Annotated in this window: 18 protein-coding genes; 11 read left to right on the forward strand and 7 right to left on the reverse strand. The window is 73.4% G+C overall.

The window, feature by feature from the left end:
- Positions 1 to 278: 278 nt before the first annotated feature.
- Positions 279 to 896, reverse strand: coding sequence for a hypothetical protein (locus AB0B01_RS20150; protein WP_361720655.1), 618 nt, complete (start codon positions 894 to 896; stop codon positions 279 to 281).
- Between the two features lie 171 nt (positions 897 to 1,067).
- On the opposite strand from AB0B01_RS20150, the gene AB0B01_RS20155 reads away from it, so the two are divergent.
- From AB0B01_RS20155 to AB0B01_RS20170, 4 genes are all read left to right on the forward strand, one after another.
- Positions 1,068 to 2,528: a peptidase C39 family protein gene (locus AB0B01_RS20155; protein ID WP_361720545.1), complete on the forward strand. Its 1,461-nt coding sequence runs from the start codon at positions 1,068 to 1,070 to the stop codon at positions 2,526 to 2,528.
- A gap of 91 nt (positions 2,529 to 2,619) precedes the next feature.
- The gene (locus AB0B01_RS20160) at positions 2,620 to 3,057 is read left to right on the forward strand and encodes an SPW repeat protein (RefSeq protein WP_361720548.1); all 438 of its coding nucleotides are present in this window, start codon (positions 2,620 to 2,622) and stop codon (positions 3,055 to 3,057) included.
- Positions 3,058 to 3,184: 127 nt separating this feature from the next.
- Complete coding sequence (locus tag AB0B01_RS20165; protein WP_361720551.1) at positions 3,185 to 3,337, forward strand: SCO1431 family membrane protein; 153 nt, start codon at positions 3,185 to 3,187, stop codon at positions 3,335 to 3,337.
- A 252-nt stretch (positions 3,338 to 3,589) separates the two neighbouring features.
- Entirely contained in the window at positions 3,590 to 4,762 is a 1,173-nt protein-coding gene (locus AB0B01_RS20170) for an acyl-CoA dehydrogenase family protein (RefSeq protein ID WP_361720554.1), read from the forward strand.
- Between the two features lie 120 nt (positions 4,763 to 4,882).
- Here the strand turns inward: AB0B01_RS20170 and AB0B01_RS20175 are convergent, their stop codons facing one another.
- On the reverse strand, positions 4,883 to 5,119 hold the full coding sequence (locus AB0B01_RS20175) for a hypothetical protein (protein WP_361720658.1): 237 nt from the start codon (positions 5,117 to 5,119) through the stop codon (positions 4,883 to 4,885).
- A 255-nt stretch (positions 5,120 to 5,374) separates the two neighbouring features.
- On the opposite strand from AB0B01_RS20175, the gene AB0B01_RS20180 reads away from it, so the two are divergent.
- Together AB0B01_RS20180 and AB0B01_RS20185 are read left to right on the forward strand one after the other, a co-directional pair.
- Positions 5,375 to 6,508 (forward strand): hypothetical protein, encoded by a 1,134-nt coding sequence (locus AB0B01_RS20180; RefSeq protein ID WP_361720557.1) that lies wholly within the window; start codon positions 5,375 to 5,377, stop codon positions 6,506 to 6,508.
- A gap of 16 nt (positions 6,509 to 6,524) precedes the next feature.
- On the forward strand, positions 6,525 to 7,622 hold the full coding sequence (locus tag AB0B01_RS20185) for a phosphotransferase family protein (RefSeq protein ID WP_361720560.1): 1,098 nt from the start codon (positions 6,525 to 6,527) through the stop codon (positions 7,620 to 7,622).
- 51 nt (positions 7,623 to 7,673) lie between these two features.
- On the opposite strand, the gene AB0B01_RS20190 is transcribed toward AB0B01_RS20185, so the two are convergent.
- Positions 7,674 to 8,120, reverse strand: a complete 447-nt coding sequence (locus AB0B01_RS20190; RefSeq protein ID WP_361720563.1) for a hypothetical protein — start codon at positions 8,118 to 8,120, stop codon at positions 7,674 to 7,676.
- A 216-nt stretch (positions 8,121 to 8,336) separates the two neighbouring features.
- Here AB0B01_RS20190 and AB0B01_RS20195 point away from each other — a divergent pair, with 216 nt between their 5' ends.
- The 4 genes from AB0B01_RS20195 (at position 8,337) to fxsA (ending at position 12,387) form a co-directional block, all read left to right on the forward strand.
- On the forward strand, positions 8,337 to 8,777 hold the full coding sequence (locus tag AB0B01_RS20195; protein ID WP_030240692.1) for an Lrp/AsnC family transcriptional regulator: 441 nt from the start codon (positions 8,337 to 8,339) through the stop codon (positions 8,775 to 8,777).
- A gap of 145 nt (positions 8,778 to 8,922) precedes the next feature.
- On the forward strand, positions 8,923 to 10,557 hold the full coding sequence (locus AB0B01_RS20200) for an amidohydrolase (RefSeq protein ID WP_361720566.1): 1,635 nt from the start codon (positions 8,923 to 8,925) through the stop codon (positions 10,555 to 10,557).
- A gap of 345 nt (positions 10,558 to 10,902) precedes the next feature.
- Positions 10,903 to 11,706 carry a polyprenol monophosphomannose synthase gene (locus AB0B01_RS20205; RefSeq protein ID WP_361720569.1) on the forward strand — a complete coding sequence of 268 codons (804 nt, stop codon included), beginning with the start codon at positions 10,903 to 10,905 and terminating at the stop codon, positions 11,704 to 11,706.
- Between the two features lie 96 nt (positions 11,707 to 11,802).
- A complete protein-coding gene (gene fxsA / locus AB0B01_RS20210) occupies positions 11,803 to 12,387 on the forward strand; it encodes an FxsA family membrane protein (protein ID WP_361720572.1) in 585 nt (194 codons plus the stop codon).
- An 82-nt stretch (positions 12,388 to 12,469) separates the two neighbouring features.
- Here fxsA and AB0B01_RS20215 read toward each other — a convergent pair whose 3' ends face one another.
- The 3 genes from AB0B01_RS20215 to AB0B01_RS20225 form a co-directional block, all read right to left on the reverse strand.
- The gene (locus AB0B01_RS20215; protein WP_007262928.1) at positions 12,470 to 12,844 is read right to left on the reverse strand and encodes an RNA polymerase-binding protein RbpA; all 375 of its coding nucleotides are present in this window, start codon (positions 12,842 to 12,844) and stop codon (positions 12,470 to 12,472) included.
- Between the two features lie 312 nt (positions 12,845 to 13,156).
- Positions 13,157 to 14,539 (reverse strand): MFS transporter, encoded by a 1,383-nt coding sequence (locus AB0B01_RS20220; protein ID WP_361720575.1) that lies wholly within the window; start codon positions 14,537 to 14,539, stop codon positions 13,157 to 13,159.
- Between the two features lie 68 nt (positions 14,540 to 14,607).
- Positions 14,608 to 15,378 carry a glycerophosphodiester phosphodiesterase family protein gene (locus AB0B01_RS20225; protein ID WP_361720578.1) on the reverse strand — a complete coding sequence of 257 codons (771 nt, stop codon included), beginning with the start codon at positions 15,376 to 15,378 and terminating at the stop codon, positions 14,608 to 14,610.
- Positions 15,379 to 15,711: 333 nt separating this feature from the next.
- On the opposite strand from AB0B01_RS20225, the gene AB0B01_RS20230 reads away from it, so the two are divergent.
- Entirely contained in the window at positions 15,712 to 17,214 is a 1,503-nt protein-coding gene (locus tag AB0B01_RS20230; RefSeq protein ID WP_361720581.1) for a PLP-dependent aminotransferase family protein, read from the forward strand.
- Positions 17,215 to 17,235: 21 nt separating this feature from the next.
- Here AB0B01_RS20230 and AB0B01_RS20235 read toward each other — a convergent pair whose 3' ends face one another.
- On the reverse strand, positions 17,236 to 18,876 hold the full coding sequence (locus AB0B01_RS20235) for an ATP-binding protein (protein WP_361720584.1): 1,641 nt from the start codon (positions 18,874 to 18,876) through the stop codon (positions 17,236 to 17,238).
- Positions 18,877 to 18,915: the final 39 nt, after the last annotated feature.

Below are 18,915 nucleotides of genomic sequence, written 5' to 3' on the forward strand. Positions count from 1 at the left end.
CGGGGACGCACCTTACCCAGGGTGCGGGAGGCGCGGACCCGCCGAGCCCCGGACGGCGGCGAGGTGACACAGGGTGAAGATTTCGGGGAGGAGTGCCGCGAGCGGCGGCCGCCCGGGAGGCGGCGGGGGCAGAACGAAGCCCCCGATCACGGGGGAACAATCGGGGGCTTCGCGTCTGCGGCAGCCTGGAAAGACCGCGCATTGAGAACGTAAGGCCGGTGCGGGGCCCAGGTCAAGCACGTCGGTGAAGGCCCGCGCGGCCGGATTCCGGAGGCCGCTCAGGCCCGGGGGAGTTCGTTACCTTCCGTGACGGAACTCGGCTGTCCCGTCGTCCCAGCCGTCCCGGAAGTCCACTCGTATCCCGTACTGCTCTGGCGTACCAGCGTGTCGGCGAAGGGGCGCGAAGGATCATCCGAGAAGTGCGCGAGCTCTGCGCGCTCCCACCCGTCCCAGAAGTCGGAAAGTTCACGCCCGTCCCGGTGTCGTCCGCGCCCCCAGGACTGCGCGCGCGGTGTCTCCATCCACAGCAGCCGCGCCAGGTGCGGGCGCAGCAGCCGCCGCCCCGCCCCGACCCCCTCGACGAGCAGCACGGGCGCGGGCTCCAGGACCCGTTCCGGGCCGAAGCGGCGCTCCACCCAGTCGTACGGGGCCCAGCGGGCGGCCCGCCCGGCGGCGAGCGGCTCCAGCACTTGCGCGCGCAGCCGCTCCGGCCAGTCGAAGAGCTCCTCGTGGGTGGCCACGTCGTCCAGGTGCAGTACGGGCGCCCCGCCCAGGGCCGCGGCGAGGTGCCCCGCGAAGGTGCTCTTGCCCGAGCCGGCGTGGCCGTCGATGCCGATCAGCCTGACCGGGCCGAGCGAGGGCGGCAGGCCGCTGATCTCGTGCGCGAGCCGCTCCAGGGGCTGCGGCCGGACGAGGAGCGGTGAGGGTGCCGGTGACTGCTGTGACTCCACCCGGTCAGGGTATGACCCCGACACGCCCGCGGCTTCACCGTCCGGCTGCCGGGAACTGTAAGGCTGGGAAAGCCGACCGGCAACACCGCACCCGACCGACTCCGGGGGACCGCCTCGATGACCGCACCCACGCCCCGCCGGGCCCTGCTCGCGATCGCCCTCGCGGCTGCCACCGCCGCCGCCGTTCCCGGTGGCAGGGCACAGGCCCGTACCGCCACGTCCGGTACCGCCGTGTCCGGCACCAGCCTGCCCGGTAACGCCGTGTCCGGCAACGGCGCGGCCCCCGCCGGCCCGGACTCGGGCCGCCCGACCGGAGCCGGAGCCGGAGCCGTCGGCAAGGCCGTCGACAACCGGTTCTGGTTCACGGACTCGCACTGGCGGGCCGGCACCCACCGGGGGACCGCCGCCGTCTCCGGTACCCGTCCCGGCGTGCGGATCGGGACGCCGGCCGGCCGGACCGAGTACGCCGACCCGCACACCGGGAAGAAGAGCACCTGGGAGTACGCGACCTGGACCTCCCCGGTGCACCACTCGACCGTCCCCGCCTCCGAGATCATCGCCTCCTGGAACGCGCACACCCCCGCGGGCAGCTGGATCCAGACCGAGGTGCGCGGCACGTACACCGACGGCACGGCCACGCCGTGGTACGTGATGGGCCGCTGGGCCTCCGGCGACGGCGACATCCGGCGCACCTCCGTGAACGGCCAGACCGACGGCCGCTCCACCGTGTGGACCGACACCCTGGCCGTCGACGCCCCGGCCAAGGCCGGCGGCCTGCGGATCGAGGCCTGGCAGCTGCGCCTGACCCTGTACCGCACCCCGGGCGGCGCGGTCGCGGGGCCGACGGTCTGGCTGGCCGGGGCCATGGCCTCCGACGTACCGGACCGGTTCACCGTTCCCGCCTCCACCCCCTCCCGCCCGGCCCGCGAGCTGAAGGTCCCGCGGTACTCGCAGGAGCTCCACGTCGGCCAGTACCCCGAGTACGACAACGGCGGCGAGGCGTGGTGCAGCCCCACCTCCTCCCAGATGATCATCGAGTCCTGGGGTCTGCGGCCCGCCGCCCGGGACCTCGCCTGGGTCAACCCCTCCTACGCCGACCCCCAGGTCTGCCACGCGGCCCGGTCCACCTACGACTGGGCGTTCAAGGGCTGCGGGAACTGGCCCTTCAACGCCGCCTACGCCGCGACCTATCCCGGGTTCGCGGGCGTGGTCACCCGGCTCGGCTCCCTCAACGACCTGGAGGCCCTGATTGCGGCCGGAATCCCGGTGATCACCTCGCAATCCTTCCGCGCCGAGGAGCTCACCGGGGCGGGCTACGGCACGTCGGGCCACCTGATGACCGTCATCGGCTTCACCGCGGCCGGGGACGTGATCGCCAACGACCCGAACTCGCCCGACAACCCCTCCGTCCGCCGTGTCTACCGGCGCCGGGAGTGGGAGAACGTGTGGCTGCGCACCAAGCGGCACGACGCGGCGGGCAAGACCGTCTCGGGTTCCGGCGGCATCTGCTACCTCTACGCCCCGGCCCGCCCGAGCCAGGCCCAGATCCAGGCGCTGCGGTCGGCCGGCGTGCTGTGAGGAAAGACCGGACCTGCATTGACCGTAAATCGGGATAAGGCGAACATAAGGGGGTAAAGGGCTTATAAGTCTTCTACAGGAGGCGGCCCCCATGACCACCCACAGCAGCATCGAACACCACCCCGACCTCGCCGAGATGCGTACGCGGTTCGAGCGGGTCACCAGCACCCCGGCCGCCCAGGCCGTGGAGGCGCTGGCTCTCATCACCGGCCTGTACCTGGCGGCCTCGCCGTGGATCGCCGGGTTCAGTGTGCTGACCGCGCTGACCGTCAACAACCTGATCGCAGGTCTGGCGTACTGCCTGTGCATGAGCGGTCTCGGCTCGGCCTACGAACGCACCCACGCGATGGCCTGGACGGCTCTGGCCATCGGCGCCTGGACGATCGTGGCTCCCTGGGTCATCGCGGGCAACGTCGACACGACCCGCACCGTGGTCAACAACATCATCACGGGCATCGTCGCATGCCTGCTCGCCCTGGCCATGGCCGCCATGGCGGGCCGCAACCGCGTCGGCCGCACCGCCCGCTGACACCCCGCTCGACACCCGGAACGCCGGGCCCCGACCGCGAGACGGCCGGGGCCCGGCCACGTGATTCGCGCCACCCGTGAGCCTCGTCTCTACCGTGAAAGCCGCATACGCTGTCACATTGGTCCGCATGACCGCATACACCGCCACCGTCACCGCCCGCGCCCGCAACCTCGTCGGGACCGGCGGCCCCAAGGACTCCTCCGCCTGGGTCGAGCACGTGCTCGGCTGGACGCTCGTGGTCGTCGTGGCCATGTTCGTGACCCAGGTCGGCTGGCTCTGACCCCCTCTCCGGATGCGGTTCGTGCCGGTGTGTCCGGCCCCGTCCGCTCCCGAAAGGCCGTTCGGTCGGGCGAGTGATCTTGCCCCGGTGACGGGACGGCACCGATCGGGCATACTCAAGCCGCCGCAGCCCCTGAACTGCTCCTTCCGCGACCCGGGAGGGCAGTATCGGCTGTGAGAGCACCGAGATCCGGCGGCGCGCCCCACACCTCGCGCGTCGCCGCCGTGCCCGACGAGGGAGGAGAGCGCCGCCATGAACGACCGCGCCCCGCAGCCGGTGGACCGACAGCTGCCCACCGAGGAGTCCCGGGACCTCCTCGCACTTGTGCGCGAGATCGCGCAGAGGGAGATCCGCCCCACGGCCGCCGAGGAGGAGGACGCGGGCACGTTCCCCCGTGCGATCTTCACCCTGTTGTCCGAGGCCGGTCTGCTGGGACTTCCGTACGCGGGTGAGTTCGGCGGCGGCGAACAGCCGTACGAGGTCTACCTCCAGGTCCTGGAGGAGCTCGCCGCGGCGCGGCTGACCGTCGGCCTCGGCGTCAGCGTGCACTCCCTCGCCTGCCACGGCCTGGCCGGCTACGGCACCAAGGAGCAGCGCAGCGCCCACCTGCCGGACATGCTCGGCGGTGGCCTGCTCGGTGCCTACTGCCTCTCCGAACCCTCCTCGGGCTCCGACGCCGCCTCGCTGACCACCAAGGCGGTGCGCGACGGCGACGACTGGATCATCACCGGCACCAAGGCGTGGATCACCCACGGCGGCGTCGCCGACTTCTACACCGTCCTCGCCCGCACCGGCGGCGACGGAGCCAAGGGCATCACGGCCTTCCTGGTGCCGGGCGACGCGGAGGGCCTGACGGCGGCCGCCCCCGAGAAGAAGATGGGCATGAAGGGCTCGCCCACCGCCCAGCTGCACTTCGACGGCGTCCGCGTCCCGGACAGCCGGCGCATCGGCGAGGAGGGCCAGGGCTTCACCATCGCGCTGGCCGCGCTGGACGCGGGGCGCCTGGGCATTGCGGCCTGCGCCGTCGGCGTCGCGCAGGCCGCCCTCGACGAGGCCCTCGCGTACGCCCTGGACCGCAAGCAGTTCGGCCACCCCATCGCGGACTTCCAGGGCCTGCGCTTCATGCTGGCCGACATGGCCACCAAGATCGAGGCGGGCCGGGCGCTGTACCTCGCGGCGGCGCGGCTGCGGGACGCGGGCAAGCCGTTCTCCCGGCAGGCCGCGATGGCCAAGCTGTTCTGCACGGACGCGGCGATGGCCGTCACCACGGACGCCGTCCAGGTCCTCGGCGGCTACGGCTACACCGCGGACTTCCCGGTGGAGCGGCTGATGCGCGAGGCGAAGGTGCTCCAGATCGTGGAGGGCACCAACCAGATCCAGCGCATGGTCATCGCCCGCCACCTCGCCGGACCCGAGTCGCGCTGACGCCGCTGCCGTCGGAGGTCCGCCCGCTCCCCGTCCGAAGCGGAGCCGAACGAACTGTTCGCCGCCGCCCGGCCGGGGCGCCGGGCGGGCCTCCGTCGCGTACGTCCTGAGCGCAGCACGCTACGCCCGCTGCGGCGTGCGTCCGGCGGTGGCGGGACCGCTCTCGCTCCACGACCCGGCCTGATCGCCGAAGAGGGGCCCGCTCGGCCAGATGGGGGCGCCGGCGACGCGGGACCACTCGGGGTCCCTGCGCCCGGGCAGGGTGCGCCCGTCGTCGGCCCAGCGGGCCAGCAGCGCGCGGTAGATCGGTGGATCCGGCTGTCTCTGCTGAACCGATTCTTCGTAGCCGGGCGGCATCGGCCTGCGGCGACGTCCCGTCCGCGGCGTGGAAGCTTCAAGCGTGGTCATGCAGGGCCAACGCGCCACCGGCCGCGCGGGTAACCGCCCTTGCCCTGCGGGTTTCCGTTCGATCCTTCCCCGGGTGGCCGGCCGGGCGTGCCGAGCTGTCAGAACGTGCCGGAAGTATGGGCGCCCGAACGGTTTCTGACGTACCGTCATATCCGCCGAGCCCTCGCACACCGCCGCGCCGCCGCGCCGCCCAGGAGGTTTGCCATGCCCGCGGACCGACCCGTACCCCTCGACGAATACCCCGTCCACCAGGCGTCCTTGTCGATGAAGCACCTGGTCACCGGCGACCGCAACGCCTACGACCGGTGCATCTTCCATGTCTTCGACCACGCCGGCCGCGCCGTCCTCATCCTCGGCCTCGGCGTCTACCCCAACGCCGGCGTCATCGACGCGTACGCCACCCTGCGCCTCGGGGACGAACTCCTCGCCGTGCGGGCCTCCGACGCCCTCACCGACGACCGCATGCACCTCTCGGTCGGCCCCCTGAGGATCATCGTCGAGGAACCGCTCAAGCGGATCACCCTCCAGTGCGACGCGGACCCCGCCGACCCGCAGGGGCTCTCCTACGACCTCACCTGGACCGCCGAGTTCCCCGCCGTCTGGGAGCCGCACCACGTCCAGCGGCGCGGCGACCGCCTCATGCTCGAAGGCCGCCGCTTCGTCCAGGCCGGCCACGTCACCGGCACCCTGCTGGCCCGCGGCGAGCAGTTCGCCCTCACCCCGGGCGAATGGACCGGCACCCGCGACCGCAGCTGGGGCGTCCGCCCCATCCCCGGCGAGGACGGCGGCCGCGCCGCCGAGGAGCACCGGCCCGAAGGCTTCCACTGGCTCTGGATCCCGGTCCGCTTCGAGGACCGCTTCCTCATGGTCATCGCCCAGGAGGATGCCGACGGGCACCGCACCCTGAGCGAAGCCGTCCAGGTCTTCCCCGAGGGCAGCGGCCGAAACGACGTCCAGCTCGGCTGGCCGCACACCGACATCCGCTACCGCCCCGGCACCCGCCGCCCCGAGAGCGCGGTCGTCCACCTCACCGACCCCGCCCGCAAACCCCTCGAACTCGGCGTCGAGATCCTGAACTCCTCCCCGCTCGCCGTCGGCGCCGGCTACCCGCCCGCCGCCGACTGGCAGCACGGCAGCTGGCAGGGCCGCGGTTGGACCGACCGCCGCGTCTACGACCTCTCCGACCCGGCCGCCCACCCCATGGCCGCCTTCGGCGTCACCGACCACGCCGCCCGCTTCACCCTCGACGGGCAGACCGGCCACGGCATCTTCGAACACGGCAGCTTCGGCCGCCACGACCCGAGCGGCTTCACCGACTACGGCTCAGTGGCCCAGTAGCAGCAAAGGGGCAGTCATGGCAGCAGCACCGGCACCACGTCCCCGCACCTCCACCCGGGAACCGGAAGAACTCGGCCGGCGCCTCGCCGCCTGGCTCGACACCCGGCTCCCCGGCGCACAGGTGACGGACGTCCGCGTCCCCGCCTCCAACGGCATGTCCAGCGAAACCCTGCTCTTCGACATCGAACACCCCGACACCCCGGTACGGGCCTGCGCCCTGCGGCTCGCCGCCGACCCGGCCGCGTACACCGTCTTCCCCACGTACGACATGGCCCGCCAGCACCGGGTGATGGGCCTGGTCGCCGCCCACACCGACCTGCCGGTCCCGCGCGTGCACTGGCTGGAGGAGGACCCCGGACCGCTCGGAGCGCCCTTCTTCGTCATGGCGCGCGCCGAGGGCCGGGTGCCGCCCGACGTCATGCCCTACACGTACGAGGGCAACTGGCTGCACGCCGCGAGCGACACCGAACGCGCCGCGCTCCAGGAGGCCAGCATCTCGCTGCTGGCCCGCCTGCACGACCAGTTCCCGGCGAAGGAGGCCGAGTTCCTCCTCCCGGAGGGTGCGGGCAGCCCGCTGCGCCGCCACGTGGACGACCAACGCGCCTACTACGCCTGGGTGGTGCGCGGACTGGCGCCGTCCCCGCTCCTGGAACGGGCCTTCGACCGCCTGGAGGAGCTGTGGCCCGAAGACGAGGGCCCCGCCGTCCTCAACTGGGGCGACGCCCGCATCGGCAACGTCGTCTACGACGGCTTCGAACCCGTGGCCGTCCTCGACTGGGAGATGGCGGCCTACGCCCCGCGCGAGGTCGACCTCGGCTGGACCGTCTACCTGCACCGCTTCTTCCAGGACCTCACGGTGGGCTTCGGCCAGCCGGGCCTGCCCGACTTCCTGCGCCGCACGGACCTGGAGCGCCGGTACGCCGAACTCACCGGGCACACCCCGCGGGACATGGAGTTCCACACCCTGTACGCCGCCCTGCGGCACGGGATCGTGATGCTGCGCATCGCCTACCGGCAGGCGCATTTCGGCGAGGTCGTGATCCCGGCGGATCCGGACGGCCTGATCCTGCACCACGCCGGCCTCGCGGCGATGGTGCAGGGAACGTACTGGTAGCTCCGGCCCGGTGCTCCGGTGCTCCGGAGCTCGGGTGCTCCGGTGCTCGGGTCAGGCGGCCTGCGCGTGCTGCCGCATCTGCGGCAGCAGCGTCGGCGCCGGCATCCGCACCGGCCGCGAGCCGGGGCCGCCCACGTGCGAGAACGGCTGCGTCCGCCAGTCCAGCCCCTGCGGCAGGGTCAGCAGCACGACCTCCAGGTCCTGCGCCTCCTCACCGCCGCCCGTGCCCACGGTCGGCAGCGCGTCGGCGGCCGGCCGGCCCGTACCCGCGCACACCGTGAGCCCGAAGGGGTTCCACGGGGTCAGGCAGAGCGCGTGCTCCGGCAGGTACTCCTCGTCCGCCACCAGGGCGATCGACTGACCGCAGTCCGGGCAGGTCGCGTGGTGGATGTCGAAACCCTCGGTGTCGTCGAGGTACTCCGCGTCGTCCCCGTACGCGGAACCGCCCGGTTCCAGAGGCTCCCGTTCGGTGCGACCGGCGCGCTGGGTGTTCTGCATGGATGTACTCCCCCTTGAGTGGGCCGGGCGGGCATTCCCACGGCCTCGGCCACAGCAAGCACTTCCCGTCGCGCGGCACGAGTAACCACGACATCCCGGCGTACGCGTACATACCCCTGTGGCTTTGGTCACATGCCCGCCGCAGGTGCCACTTGTGGGCGGACAGCACTGGGCCTGGAGGGGCATTGGGCCGTAGGTTGTGCGGCTATGAGCGCAATGGAGGAGCTGGACCGCCAGATCGTGGATCTGCTCGTACGGGACGGGCGGATGAGCTACACGGACCTGGGCAAGGCCACGGGACTGTCCACGTCGGCGGTCCACCAGCGAGTACGCCGTCTGGAGCAGCGCGGGGTGATCCGCGGGTACGCGGCGGTGGTCGACCCCGAGGCCGTCGGACTGCCGCTGACGGCCTTCATCTCGGTGAAGCCCTTCGACCCGAGCGCGCCCGACGACATCGCGGAGCGGCTGGCCGGTGTACCGGAGATCGAGGCCTGCCACAGCGTCGCCGGCGACGAGAACTACATCCTCAAGGTCCGGGTGGCCACGCCGCTCGAACTGGAGGACCTCCTGGGCCGGCTGCGTGCCCTGGCCCACGTCTCGACCCGCACCACGGTGGTCCTCTCCACCCCGTACGAGGCCCGCCCGCCCCGCGTCTGACCTTTCACGCGCCCCTCGCACCGCTCGGCGCCGGGGCGCCTCCCGGGCTTCGGGCCGCTGCGCCGGACTCCGTCCGGCAGGGGCCGCGCCCGCCCGCAGGGGGGTCGTGTCGGAGCGGGGGCGGCCGACCCGCGAAACTGGGGCCATGACTGACCGCACCGCCACCTCCGCCACCGCCGCCGGAGCAGACGCCCCCGCACGCACCGTCCTCCTGCGCGGGGGCGAGGTCCACAGCCCCGCCGACCCCTTCGCCACCGCGATGGTCGTCGAGCGCGGACACATCGCCTGGGTCGGCTCCGAAGGCGCCGCCGACGCCTTCGCGCAGGGCGTCGACGAGGTGGTCGACCTCGGCGGGGCGCTGGTCACCCCCGCGTTCACCGACGCCCACGTCCACACCACCGCCGCCGGCCTCGCGCTCACCGGGCTGGACCTCTCCGAGGCGGCCTCCCTCGCCGACGCCCTCCGCCTCGTCCGCGCCTACGCCGAGCGCCGCCCCGCGGACCGGGTGCTCCTCGGCCACGGCTGGGACGCCGCCCGCTGGCCCGAGCGCCGCGCCCCCCGCCGCGCGGAGCTCGACGAGGCCGTCGGCGGCCGCCCGCTCTACCTCAGCCGCATCGACGTGCACTCCGCCGTCGTCACCACCGCCCTGCTGGACCTCGTCCCCGGCCTCGTCGTCCGCGGCGACGAGCCGCTGGTCCGCGACGACCACCACGCCGTCCGCACCGCCGCCCTCTCCGCCGTCACCGCCGCCCAGCGCGCCGAGGCCCAGCAGGCCGCCCTCGACCGGGCCGCCTCCCTCGGCATCGGCTCCGTGCACGAGTGCGGCGGCCCCGGGATCTCCTCCGCCGAGGACTTCAGCGACCTGCTCAACCTCGCCCGCGAACGGCCCGGGCCGCGCGTCTTCGGCTACTGGGCCGACCGCGACCTGGAACAGGCCGCCGCGCTCGGCGCGATCGGCGCCGCCGGCGACCTCTTCGTCGACGGAGCCCTCGGCTCCCACACCGCCTGCCTGCACACCCCGTACGCCGACGCCCCGCACACCGGCACCGGCTACCTCGACGCCGCCGACATCGCCGAGCACGTCGCCGCCTGCACCGAAGCGGGCCTGCAGGCCGGTTTCCACGCCATCGGCGACGCCGCGCTCACCGCCGTCGTCGAGGGGGTGCGCGCGGCCGCCGACAAGGTCGGCCTCGCCCGCGTCCGCGCCGCCCGGCACCGTGTCGAGCACGCCGAGATGATGACCCCCGCCACCATCGCCGCCTTCGCCGACCTCGGCCTCACCGCATCCGTGCAGCCCGCCTTCGACGCCGCCTGGGGCGGCGACGACGGTATGTACGCCGACCGTCTCGGCGCGGAGCGCGCCCGTACCCTCAACCCGTTCGCCGCCCTCCTCAAGGCCGGTGTCCCGCTGGCCTTCGGCTCCGACGCCCCGGTCACCCCCTTCGACCCCTGGGGCACCGTCCGGGCGGCCGCCTTCCACCGCACCCCCGAGCACCGGATCTCCGTACGGGCCGCCTTCACCGCCCACACCCGCGGCGGCTGGCGGGCTCTGGGCCGTGACGGCGCGGGCGTGCTCGTCCCCGGCGCCCCGGCCGACTACGCGGTGTGGGAGAACACCGAACTGGTGGTGCAGGCCCCGGACGACCGGGTCGCCCGCTGGTCCACCGACCCCCGGTCCGGCACCCCCGGACTGCCCGACCTGACCCCCGGCGCGGATCTGCCCGTGTGCCTGGCCACCGTGGTCGGCGGGCGGGAGGTATTCGTACGGCCACAGGGGTGATCCGGCGGGCATCGGCTCGGTACGCGCGGCCGGACCCGGATAGGTTCGGCCGGGTCCACCAAACGACGTCCGTACCGGACGGATCCGTCCGCTCAGCGCGCCCGCGCCTCGGGGGCGAGCGAAGGTTTCGCCGGTGGGGGCACCCCTGGGGTACCCCCCGGACGAGGTCTGGGGGAGGTAGCCGGGGGAGGTGGCCCCGCGTCGGGGCCCGGCGGTCCAGTAGACAACGGTGACGGCGATCCGCAGCCAGCGGGGACCGGACCGGCCCGAAGGACCGCGGGCCCCGACCACTGTTCTAGAGTCATCCTCTGTGACAGGACGTACAAGAACACGAAGGCGGACCCAGTGAGCGAAGGCGGACAGCGAGGCCACGGACCGCTCGGCACGGCCTTGGTGATCATCCCCACCTTCAACGAGGCGGAGAACATCGGGCCGATCGTCGCCCGCGTGCGCGCGGCGGTGCCCGAGGCGCACATCCTGGTCGCGGACGACAACAGCCCCGACGGCACCGGCAAGCTCGCCGACGAGCTGGCAGCCGGCGACGACCACGTGCACGTCCTGCACCGCAAGGGCAAGGAGGGCCTCGGCGCCGCCTATCTGGCCGGCTTCGCCTGGGGCCTGGAGCGCGACTACGGTGTGCTCGTCGAGATGGACGCCGACGGCTCCCACCAGCCGGAGGAGCTGCCCCGCCTGCTCACCGCGCTGGCCGGCGCCGACCTCGTCCTGGGCTCGCGCTGGGTGCCGGGCGGCCGGGTCGTGAACTGGCCCAAGAGCCGGGAGTTCCTCTCCCGGGGCGGCTCCACGTACTCCCGGCTGATGCTGGACGTGCCGATCCGCGACGTGACCGGCGGCTACCGGGCCTTCCGGCGCGAGACGCTGGAGGGGCTGGGCCTGGACGAGGTGGCCTCCGCGGGGTACTGCTTCCAGGTCGACCTGGCCCGGCGGGCCGTGCGCCAGGGCTTCCGCGTCGTGGAAGTGCCCATCACCTTCGTCGAGCGGGAGTTCGGCGACAGCAAGATGAGCAAGGACATCGTGGTGGAGGCCCTGTGGCGGGTCACCCAGTGGGGGCTCAAGGCCCACGCGGCCAAGCTGACCGGGCAGGACAAGGCCAAGGGGCAGGACGACGGCCAGGCCAAGGGCCGGGGATAGGCCGGGGCCGGGACAGGACCGAGGGCACGGTCCCTCGGGGAGGCCCGCCACCTCCGGCTGAGGTCGCTTTTACGCTGCTCCCGGCACACTGGACGCATGATGAGCGGCGTTCCCACTTCCACGGCCCCGCGGCGGCGCTCGCCCGCCCGCACGTTCCTGCCCCTGGCGGTCGCCGTCTGGCTGATCCTGGAGATCTGGCTGCTCAGCCTGGTCGCGGAGGCGGCCGGCGCTGTGACCGTCGCCGCACTGATCGCGGGCGGGATCGTCCTCGGCGCGGTGGTCATCAAGCGCGCGGGACGGCGGGCGTTCAGAAACCTGACGAGCACCTTCCAGCAGGCTCAGCAGGGGATCCGGCCCGCCCCCCAGCAGCCGGGCGGCGGCAACGGTCTCACCATGCTGGCCGGTCTGCTGCTCATCCTGCCCGGCCTGCTCTCCGACCTGGCCGGCCTGCTCTGCCTGATCCCGCCGGTGCGGGCATGGGTCGGGCGGCGCTTCGCCCGCTCGCTGGAGCGCAGGATGGCCTCGGCCTCCGCGGGCGGTTTCGGGGACGCCTTCCAGCAGGCCCGTATCCACTACCCGGACGGCAAGGTGGTCCAGGGCGAGGTCATCCGGGAGGACGGCGGACAGCGGCCGGGCGCGGCCCGGCCCGACACGGGGTACAGGCCGCCGCTGGCTCCCTGAGGCAGGGACACGGCAAGCCGAGGGCCCCCGCCACATGCGTGGCGGGGGCCCTCGGCTTGTTGTGTGTGAATCCGTCCGCTTGTCAGGCGGACTTGCGGCTGTCCCGCGGATGCACGGCAATGTTCATGGCGCCGGAACGCAGGACCGCCAGCCTTTCGGCCAGCACCTCCTCCAGCTCCTCGCGGGTGCGCCGCTCCATGAGCATGTCCCAGTGCGTTCGCGCAGGCTTGCCCTTCTTCTCTTCGGGCCCGTCCCCGTCAACCAGGAGTGCCATGGCGCCGCACGCCTTGCACTCCCACTCCGGCGGAATCTCTGCCTCAACCGAGAACGGCATCTCAAATCGATGTCCGTTCTGGCATGCGTACTCCACCGCCTGGCGCGGGGCCAGATCGATGCCGCGGTCCGTCTCGTAGCTGGTAACCACGAGCCGCGTACCGCGGAGAGCTCGCTCACTCATGAATCGTGCCTCCCGGGCTTGTCGCCCACAGGACAGGTGTCGCTGTCGTCGTCATCCGGTCAACGTCCGGTCGGCGGTATAGATTCCCGCTCCGGGTCGTGCGTCGCCCGTCGTGCCGCCCCTTGTTGTACCCACCAATGCCCGTTTTGTCACATCTGGCAGCAGATGTCACCCAACGTCTTTACTTCTTACGCACGCAGTAACGGTCCGCCTGGCAGGCCAAAGGCGTACACTACCGGCCCTTCGCTTCAACGTCGAAATCCGTTCGGAATTCGTATGAAGATCCGGCCCCGGCCGGGCCGCCGACCGCCGTCAGATGCGCTCGGGAACAGGATTCCCCGCCGCCTCCACCGCGCGCCGCACCGGCACCCGCGCCAGCAGCGCGAAACCCAGTGCGAAGAACACCACCAGCGAGATGATCGCGTCCCGGTAGCTCCCGGTGACCTGGTACGTCAGGCCGAACACCAGCGGCCCCACCCAGCTCAGCCCGCGGTCGCTCATCTCGTACGCGGAAAAGTACTCGGCCTCCTTCCCCGCCGGCACCAGGTGCGAGAACAGCGAGCGCGACAGCGCCTGGCTGCCGCCCAGCACCAGCCCGATCATCGCCGCCAGGGCGAAGAACCACACGGGCGTCCGGGCCGGCAGGAAGTATCCGGCCGCCAGGGTGAGCGCCCACGCGGCCAGCGAACCGAGGATCGTCCGCTTGGCGCCGTACACCACGGCCAGCCGGCCCATCGCCAGCGCACCCGCCACCGCCAGGATCTGCACCAGCAGCACCGCCACGATCAGCGTGGACTGCTCCAGCTCCAGCTCCTGCGACCCGTAGATCGAGGCCTGCGAGATCACCGTCTGCACGCCGTCGTTGTAGATCAGGTACGCCAGCAGGAACGACAGGGTCAGCGGGTAGCGCCGCATGTCCTTCAAGGTCGCCACCAGCTGCTTCCAGCCGCTGACGGCCGGCGCCGCGCCCGGCTCCCGCACCACGGCCCGGTCGCGCAGTCGGCGCAGGGGGATGATCGCGAAGGCCCCCCACCACAGACCGGCCGAGGCCAGGCAGATCCGCACCGCCGCACCCTCGCCGAGGCCGAAGGCGTCGTGGCCCTGGAACAGCACCAGGTTCAGGACGAGCACGAAAGCGCCCGAGGTGTAGCCGAAGGCCCAGCCGCGGGAGGAGACGGTGTCCCGCTCGTCCGAGGTGGAGATCTGCGGCAGGTAGGCGTTGTAGAGCACCATCGAGACCGACAGTGAGGCGTTCGCGACGATCAGCAGCAGGCCGCCCAGCAGGTAGCGCTCGCCGCCCACGAAGAACATTCCGGCCGTCGCCGTGGCCCCCGTGTAGGCGGCCGCCGCCAACAGCGGCTTCTTGCGGCCGGTGCGGTCCGCCACGGCGCCCACCAGCGGCATCACCAGCACGGCCACGATCACCGACGCCGACACCGCGTACGCGAAGAAGGACCCCGCCCGGACCGGGAGGCCCAGCGGGTGCACATAGCCCTCGGCATCCGCGGCTGCCTTGGCCACGGCCGTCAGGTACGGCCCCAGGAACACGGTGAGCACGCTCGTCGAGTACACCGAGCAGGCGAAATCGTAGAAGTACCAGCCGTGCTGCTCCCGCTTGCGGGCCGCCGCGGCTGCGGCATCCGCTTTGCCGTCCTCCGCGCCCGGTTCCGCTTCTTCTGTCGTGCGCGCACTCATCGGTGCCCCCTCGCTGGTCCCCGTACCGCCCCGGCCGCTCCACCGGACGCGGCGGCCGTAAGGGCTCGTCAGGCCCAGGCCCCGCGCCGGTCCAGCACCGTGCGCAAGATGTCGATCCGGTCGGTCATGATGCCATCGACTCCCAGGTCGAGGAGAGCCTCCATGCGTTCCGGTTCGTTCACGGTCCACACGTGCACCTGGAGGCCCCGCTCGTGCGCGGTGCGGACGAAGCGCCGGTCGACCACCCGGATGCCCCCCTGCGTCTCCGGAACCTGCGCCGCCACCGCCCCGGCGCGCAGCGCCGCCGGGATCGCGTACGAGCGCAGCCGCAGGCCGAGCACTCCGCACACCCCGTACGAGGTCGCCAGCCGGGGGCCGGCGACCTTCTGCGCCCGGGCCACCCGGCTCTCCGAGAACGACCCGACGCAGACCCGGTCCCAGACCCCGGCGCGGGCGATCAGGTTGACCAGCGGGTGCAGGGCCGACTCGGACTTGACGTCGATGTTCCAGCGGGCGTCCGGGAACTCCTCCAGGAGCTCCTCGAACAGCGGCAGCGGCTCGCTGCCGCCCACCCGCACCTCGCGGACCTTGCTCCAGGTCAGCTCGGCGATCCGGCCCCGCCCGTCGGTGACCCGGTCCAGGGTCGCGTCGTGGAAGGCGACGAGCTTGCCGTCGGCGGTGGCGTGCACGTCGGTCTCGAAGTAGCGGTACCCCGCGGCGGCGGCCCGCCGGAAGGCGGCGGCGGTGTTCTCCAGACCGTCCGCGGCACCTCCCCGGTGCGCGAAGGGAATCGGGGCCGGGTGGTCCAGATACGGATGGCGAAGGCGTACGTGCGTCACCCGCCGCAGTATGCACGTTCCACCCCCGGCGCCGGGAGCGACGGCATGGAGCCCCGGTGAACACCGGGCCGCCGGACGGAGACCCGGCCGCCGAACGGACACCGGGCCGCCGGACGGAGACCCGGCCGACCTGGCAACCGGGCCGGTGGGGACGCGGCCTGCTGGACGCCGGGTGTGGACCCCGGGCCCGTGTGCACCCTGGGCCGCCCCGGTCCCCGGCCGGCCCTGGCCCGGTGGCCCCCGGCGTGACAGGCTGTGCGGGAACGGAGCAATCCAATACCCGCCGCTGCCGCGGTGTGGTGAGGCCAATGCGACAAAGGTGGACCGGACGGCATGGCAGAGTGGACCTCGGCGGTCGGTGCCGCGCAGCTCGCGCGGCTCATCACCTCCCAGCAGGAGCGGCCCGGCATCCCCGGGGCGCGCAAACTCCCGGCGTACCGCACCCTCGCCGACGGGATCCGGCTGCTCGTCCTGGAAGGCCGCATCCCCGTCGCCGCCCGGCTGCCCGCCGAGCGGGAACTGGCCGTCGCCCTCTCCCTCAGCCGCACCACCGTCGCCGCCGCCTACGAGGCCTTGCGCGGCGAGGGTTTCCTGGAGTCCCGCCGCGGAGCGGGCAGCTGGACCTCCGTGCCGGCCGGGAACCCGCTGCCCGCCCGCGGCCTGGAGCCGCTGCCGCCCGAGTCCCTCGGCTCGATGATCGACCTCGGCTGCGCCGCCCTCCCGGCCCCCGAGCCCTGGCTCACCAAGGCCGTGCAGGGCGCCCTTGAGGAACTGCCGCCGTACGCGCACACCCACGGCGACTACCCCGCCGGACTGCCCGCGCTGCGCCGGATGCTCGCCGACCGCTACACCGAGCGCGGCATCCCCACCATGCCCGAGCAGATCATGGTCACCACCGGCGCGATGGGCGCCATCGACGCCATTTGCAGCCTCTTCGCGGGACGCGGTGAGCGGATCGCCGTCGAATCCCCTTCCTACGCCAACATCCTCCAGCTCATGCGCGCCGCCGGAGTCCGGCTCGTACCGGTCGCCATGGCCGACGGGCTCGGCGGCTGGGACATGTCCCTGTGGCGCCAGGTGCTGCGCGACGCCGCCCCCCGACTCGCCTACGTCGTCGCCGACTTCCACAACCCGACCGGCGCCCTCGCCACGGAGGAGCAGCGCCGCGCCATGGTGGAGGCCGCCCGCTCGGCCGGCACCGTCCTCGTCGTCGACGAGACCATGACCGAGCTCCAGCTCGACGCCGAGCTGGAGATGCCCCGGCCCGTCTGCTCCTTCGACCCCGCCGGCTCCACCGTGATCACCGTCGGCTCCGCCAGCAAGGCCTTCTGGGCGGGCATGCGGATCGGCTGGGTCCGCGCCGCCCCCGATGTCATCCGGAGCCTGGTCGCGGCGCGGGCGTACGCCGACCTCGGCACGCCGGTGCTGGAGCAGCTCGCGGTGAACTGGCTGATGCGGACCGGCGGCTGGGAGGAAGCCGTCGGGATCCGCCGCGCCCAGGCCCGGGAGAACCGGGACGCCCTGGTCGCGGCGGTGCGCCGGGAGCTGCCCGACTGGGAGTTCGAGGTGCCGCTCGGCGGGCTCACCCTGTGGGCCCGGGCGGGCGGCCTGTCCGGCTCGCGGCTCGCCGAGGTGGGGGAGCGGGTCGGCGTACGGGTCCCCTCGGGCCCGCGGTTCGGCGTGGACGGCGCCTTCGAGGGATACGTCCGGCTGCCGTTCACCGTCGGCGGGGCGGTGGCCGAGGAGGCCGCGGCGCGGCTGGCGGCGGCGGCCCGGCTGGTCGGCAAGGGGGCGGGCGGCAGCGGCGCGGAACCCCCGCGCACCTTCGTCGCGTAGGTCCCGCCGCGCGGACCCCGCTCAGGGAGCCTCGGCGGGGACCTCGGGGGCGTCCGGGACCTTCGGGATCTCCGCGGTGTCCGTCACCGAGCCCTGGAGCTGCACCGGCGGCTGCGCCTGCAGCGGCTTGCCGAGCGCGACGGGCCGGTCGGGGGCCTCCCGCGCGGGCAGCAGTTCCCGTACGGCCTGGCGGTGCAGGGGATGCGCCGCGTCGTCGTACGGATCCGGCGTGGCCGGCACCTGCAGCCGGTGCACCGGACCCGTGCCGAGCCGGGCGTACCCGCGGCCCGCGGGGACCTGCGCGGGCGGGGTGGTGTGCGGCGGCAGCCCCAGCACGTCCGCGAGCTGCTGGGCGGCGGCCGCTCCGAGCGCGACCCGCGCCCGGGTGTGCTGCCAGACGGCGTCGTTCAGCAGCTCCAGATGGTCGAAGTGCTCGGCCACCACCACGGTGACGTACACGGTACGACCGTGCCGGAGCGGCACCTGGAGCTGTGCCAGCGGGTCGGGGCTCCCCTCCGCGGCCGCGAGGTGCGCGAGCACGCTCGGCCGGTCCAGCAGGATCCACAGCGGACGCCGGGTGTCCTCCGGCGCCGGAAGGCCCTCCTCCCTGGCCCGGTGGGTCTCGGCCAGCCGCCGGCCGGTCTCCTGGGCGGCCCACTCCAGCACGGCCAGCGCTCCCTTCGGCGCGCACTCGACGGCGTGCACGCCCGCCCGTCCGGCCAGGCACGCGTAGTCGCCGCTGCCGCCGCCCTCCACGACCAGGACCTCGCCGCCGTGCCGCAGCGCCTGCAGGGCGATCGAGCGCAGCAGGGTGGAGGTGCCGCTGCCCGGCTGACCCACGGCCAGCAGGTGGGGTTCGGTGGAGCGGGGACCCGTACGCCAGATCACCGGCGGCACGTCGCGCGGCTGCCCGCCGTCCGTGACCGGCAGCGTGCGCTGCACGCTGCCCGCGTCGGTGAAGCCGAGCACGGTCTCCCCGGGCGAGGTGACGAACGGCTGCGCGGCGATCCCGGTCGGCAGGGGCGGGAGCACCGTCAGATCGAGCTGGTTGCCCTCCTCGTCCCACTCGAAGAGGTACTCGCGGCCCCGCCCCGACTTGGCGTGCAGCAGGGCCTCGATCCGGGCCCGCGAGGAGGCCTCGCCGTCGGTGAAGTAGGCCGGGTAGCGGATGTGGAGCCGGGTGATCCGGCCCTCCTGGTCGAATGCGCAGTCGCTGAAGGCACGGTCCCAGCTCCCGCCGTGGGCGAAGAGCGGATCGGGGTCCTCCGAGGTGGAGAAGTACGGCACGAGGGCCTCGTAGAGGGAGCCGAGGCGTTCGGTCTCGGCCTCGCTGGGGCCCGTCCTGACGGGTTTGCGGTCCCGTCCGGCCCAGGCCGCCGCCGCCATCAGGGTGATCAGGGCCAGCAGCGGGCCGTAGGGGACGAGCGCGACCACGAGGACGCAGGCGGCCCCCAGGAACAGCGCGGGACCACGCTTGTCCTTGGGGGTCCCGGCCCACTTGCGCCGCCCGGCCGCGGCCAGGAGGCGCAGGCCGCGCCCGATGAGCAGGAGCGGATGGAGGACGTCCGTGGCACTGTCGGCGGCCGTGCGCGCGAGGTCGCGGCCCCGGGCCAGCGACGCGGTGCCGCTGCTGAGGATGCGGGGGAGTGGGCGCCGGGCCACGGGCGTCTCCTGGAGTTGTCCGGTCGGGGAGTTGTCCGG

Source organism: Streptomyces sp. NPDC044571 (assembly GCF_040647115.1).
In the GTDB taxonomy this organism is placed as follows: Bacteria; Actinomycetota; Actinomycetes; order Streptomycetales; family Streptomycetaceae; genus Streptomyces.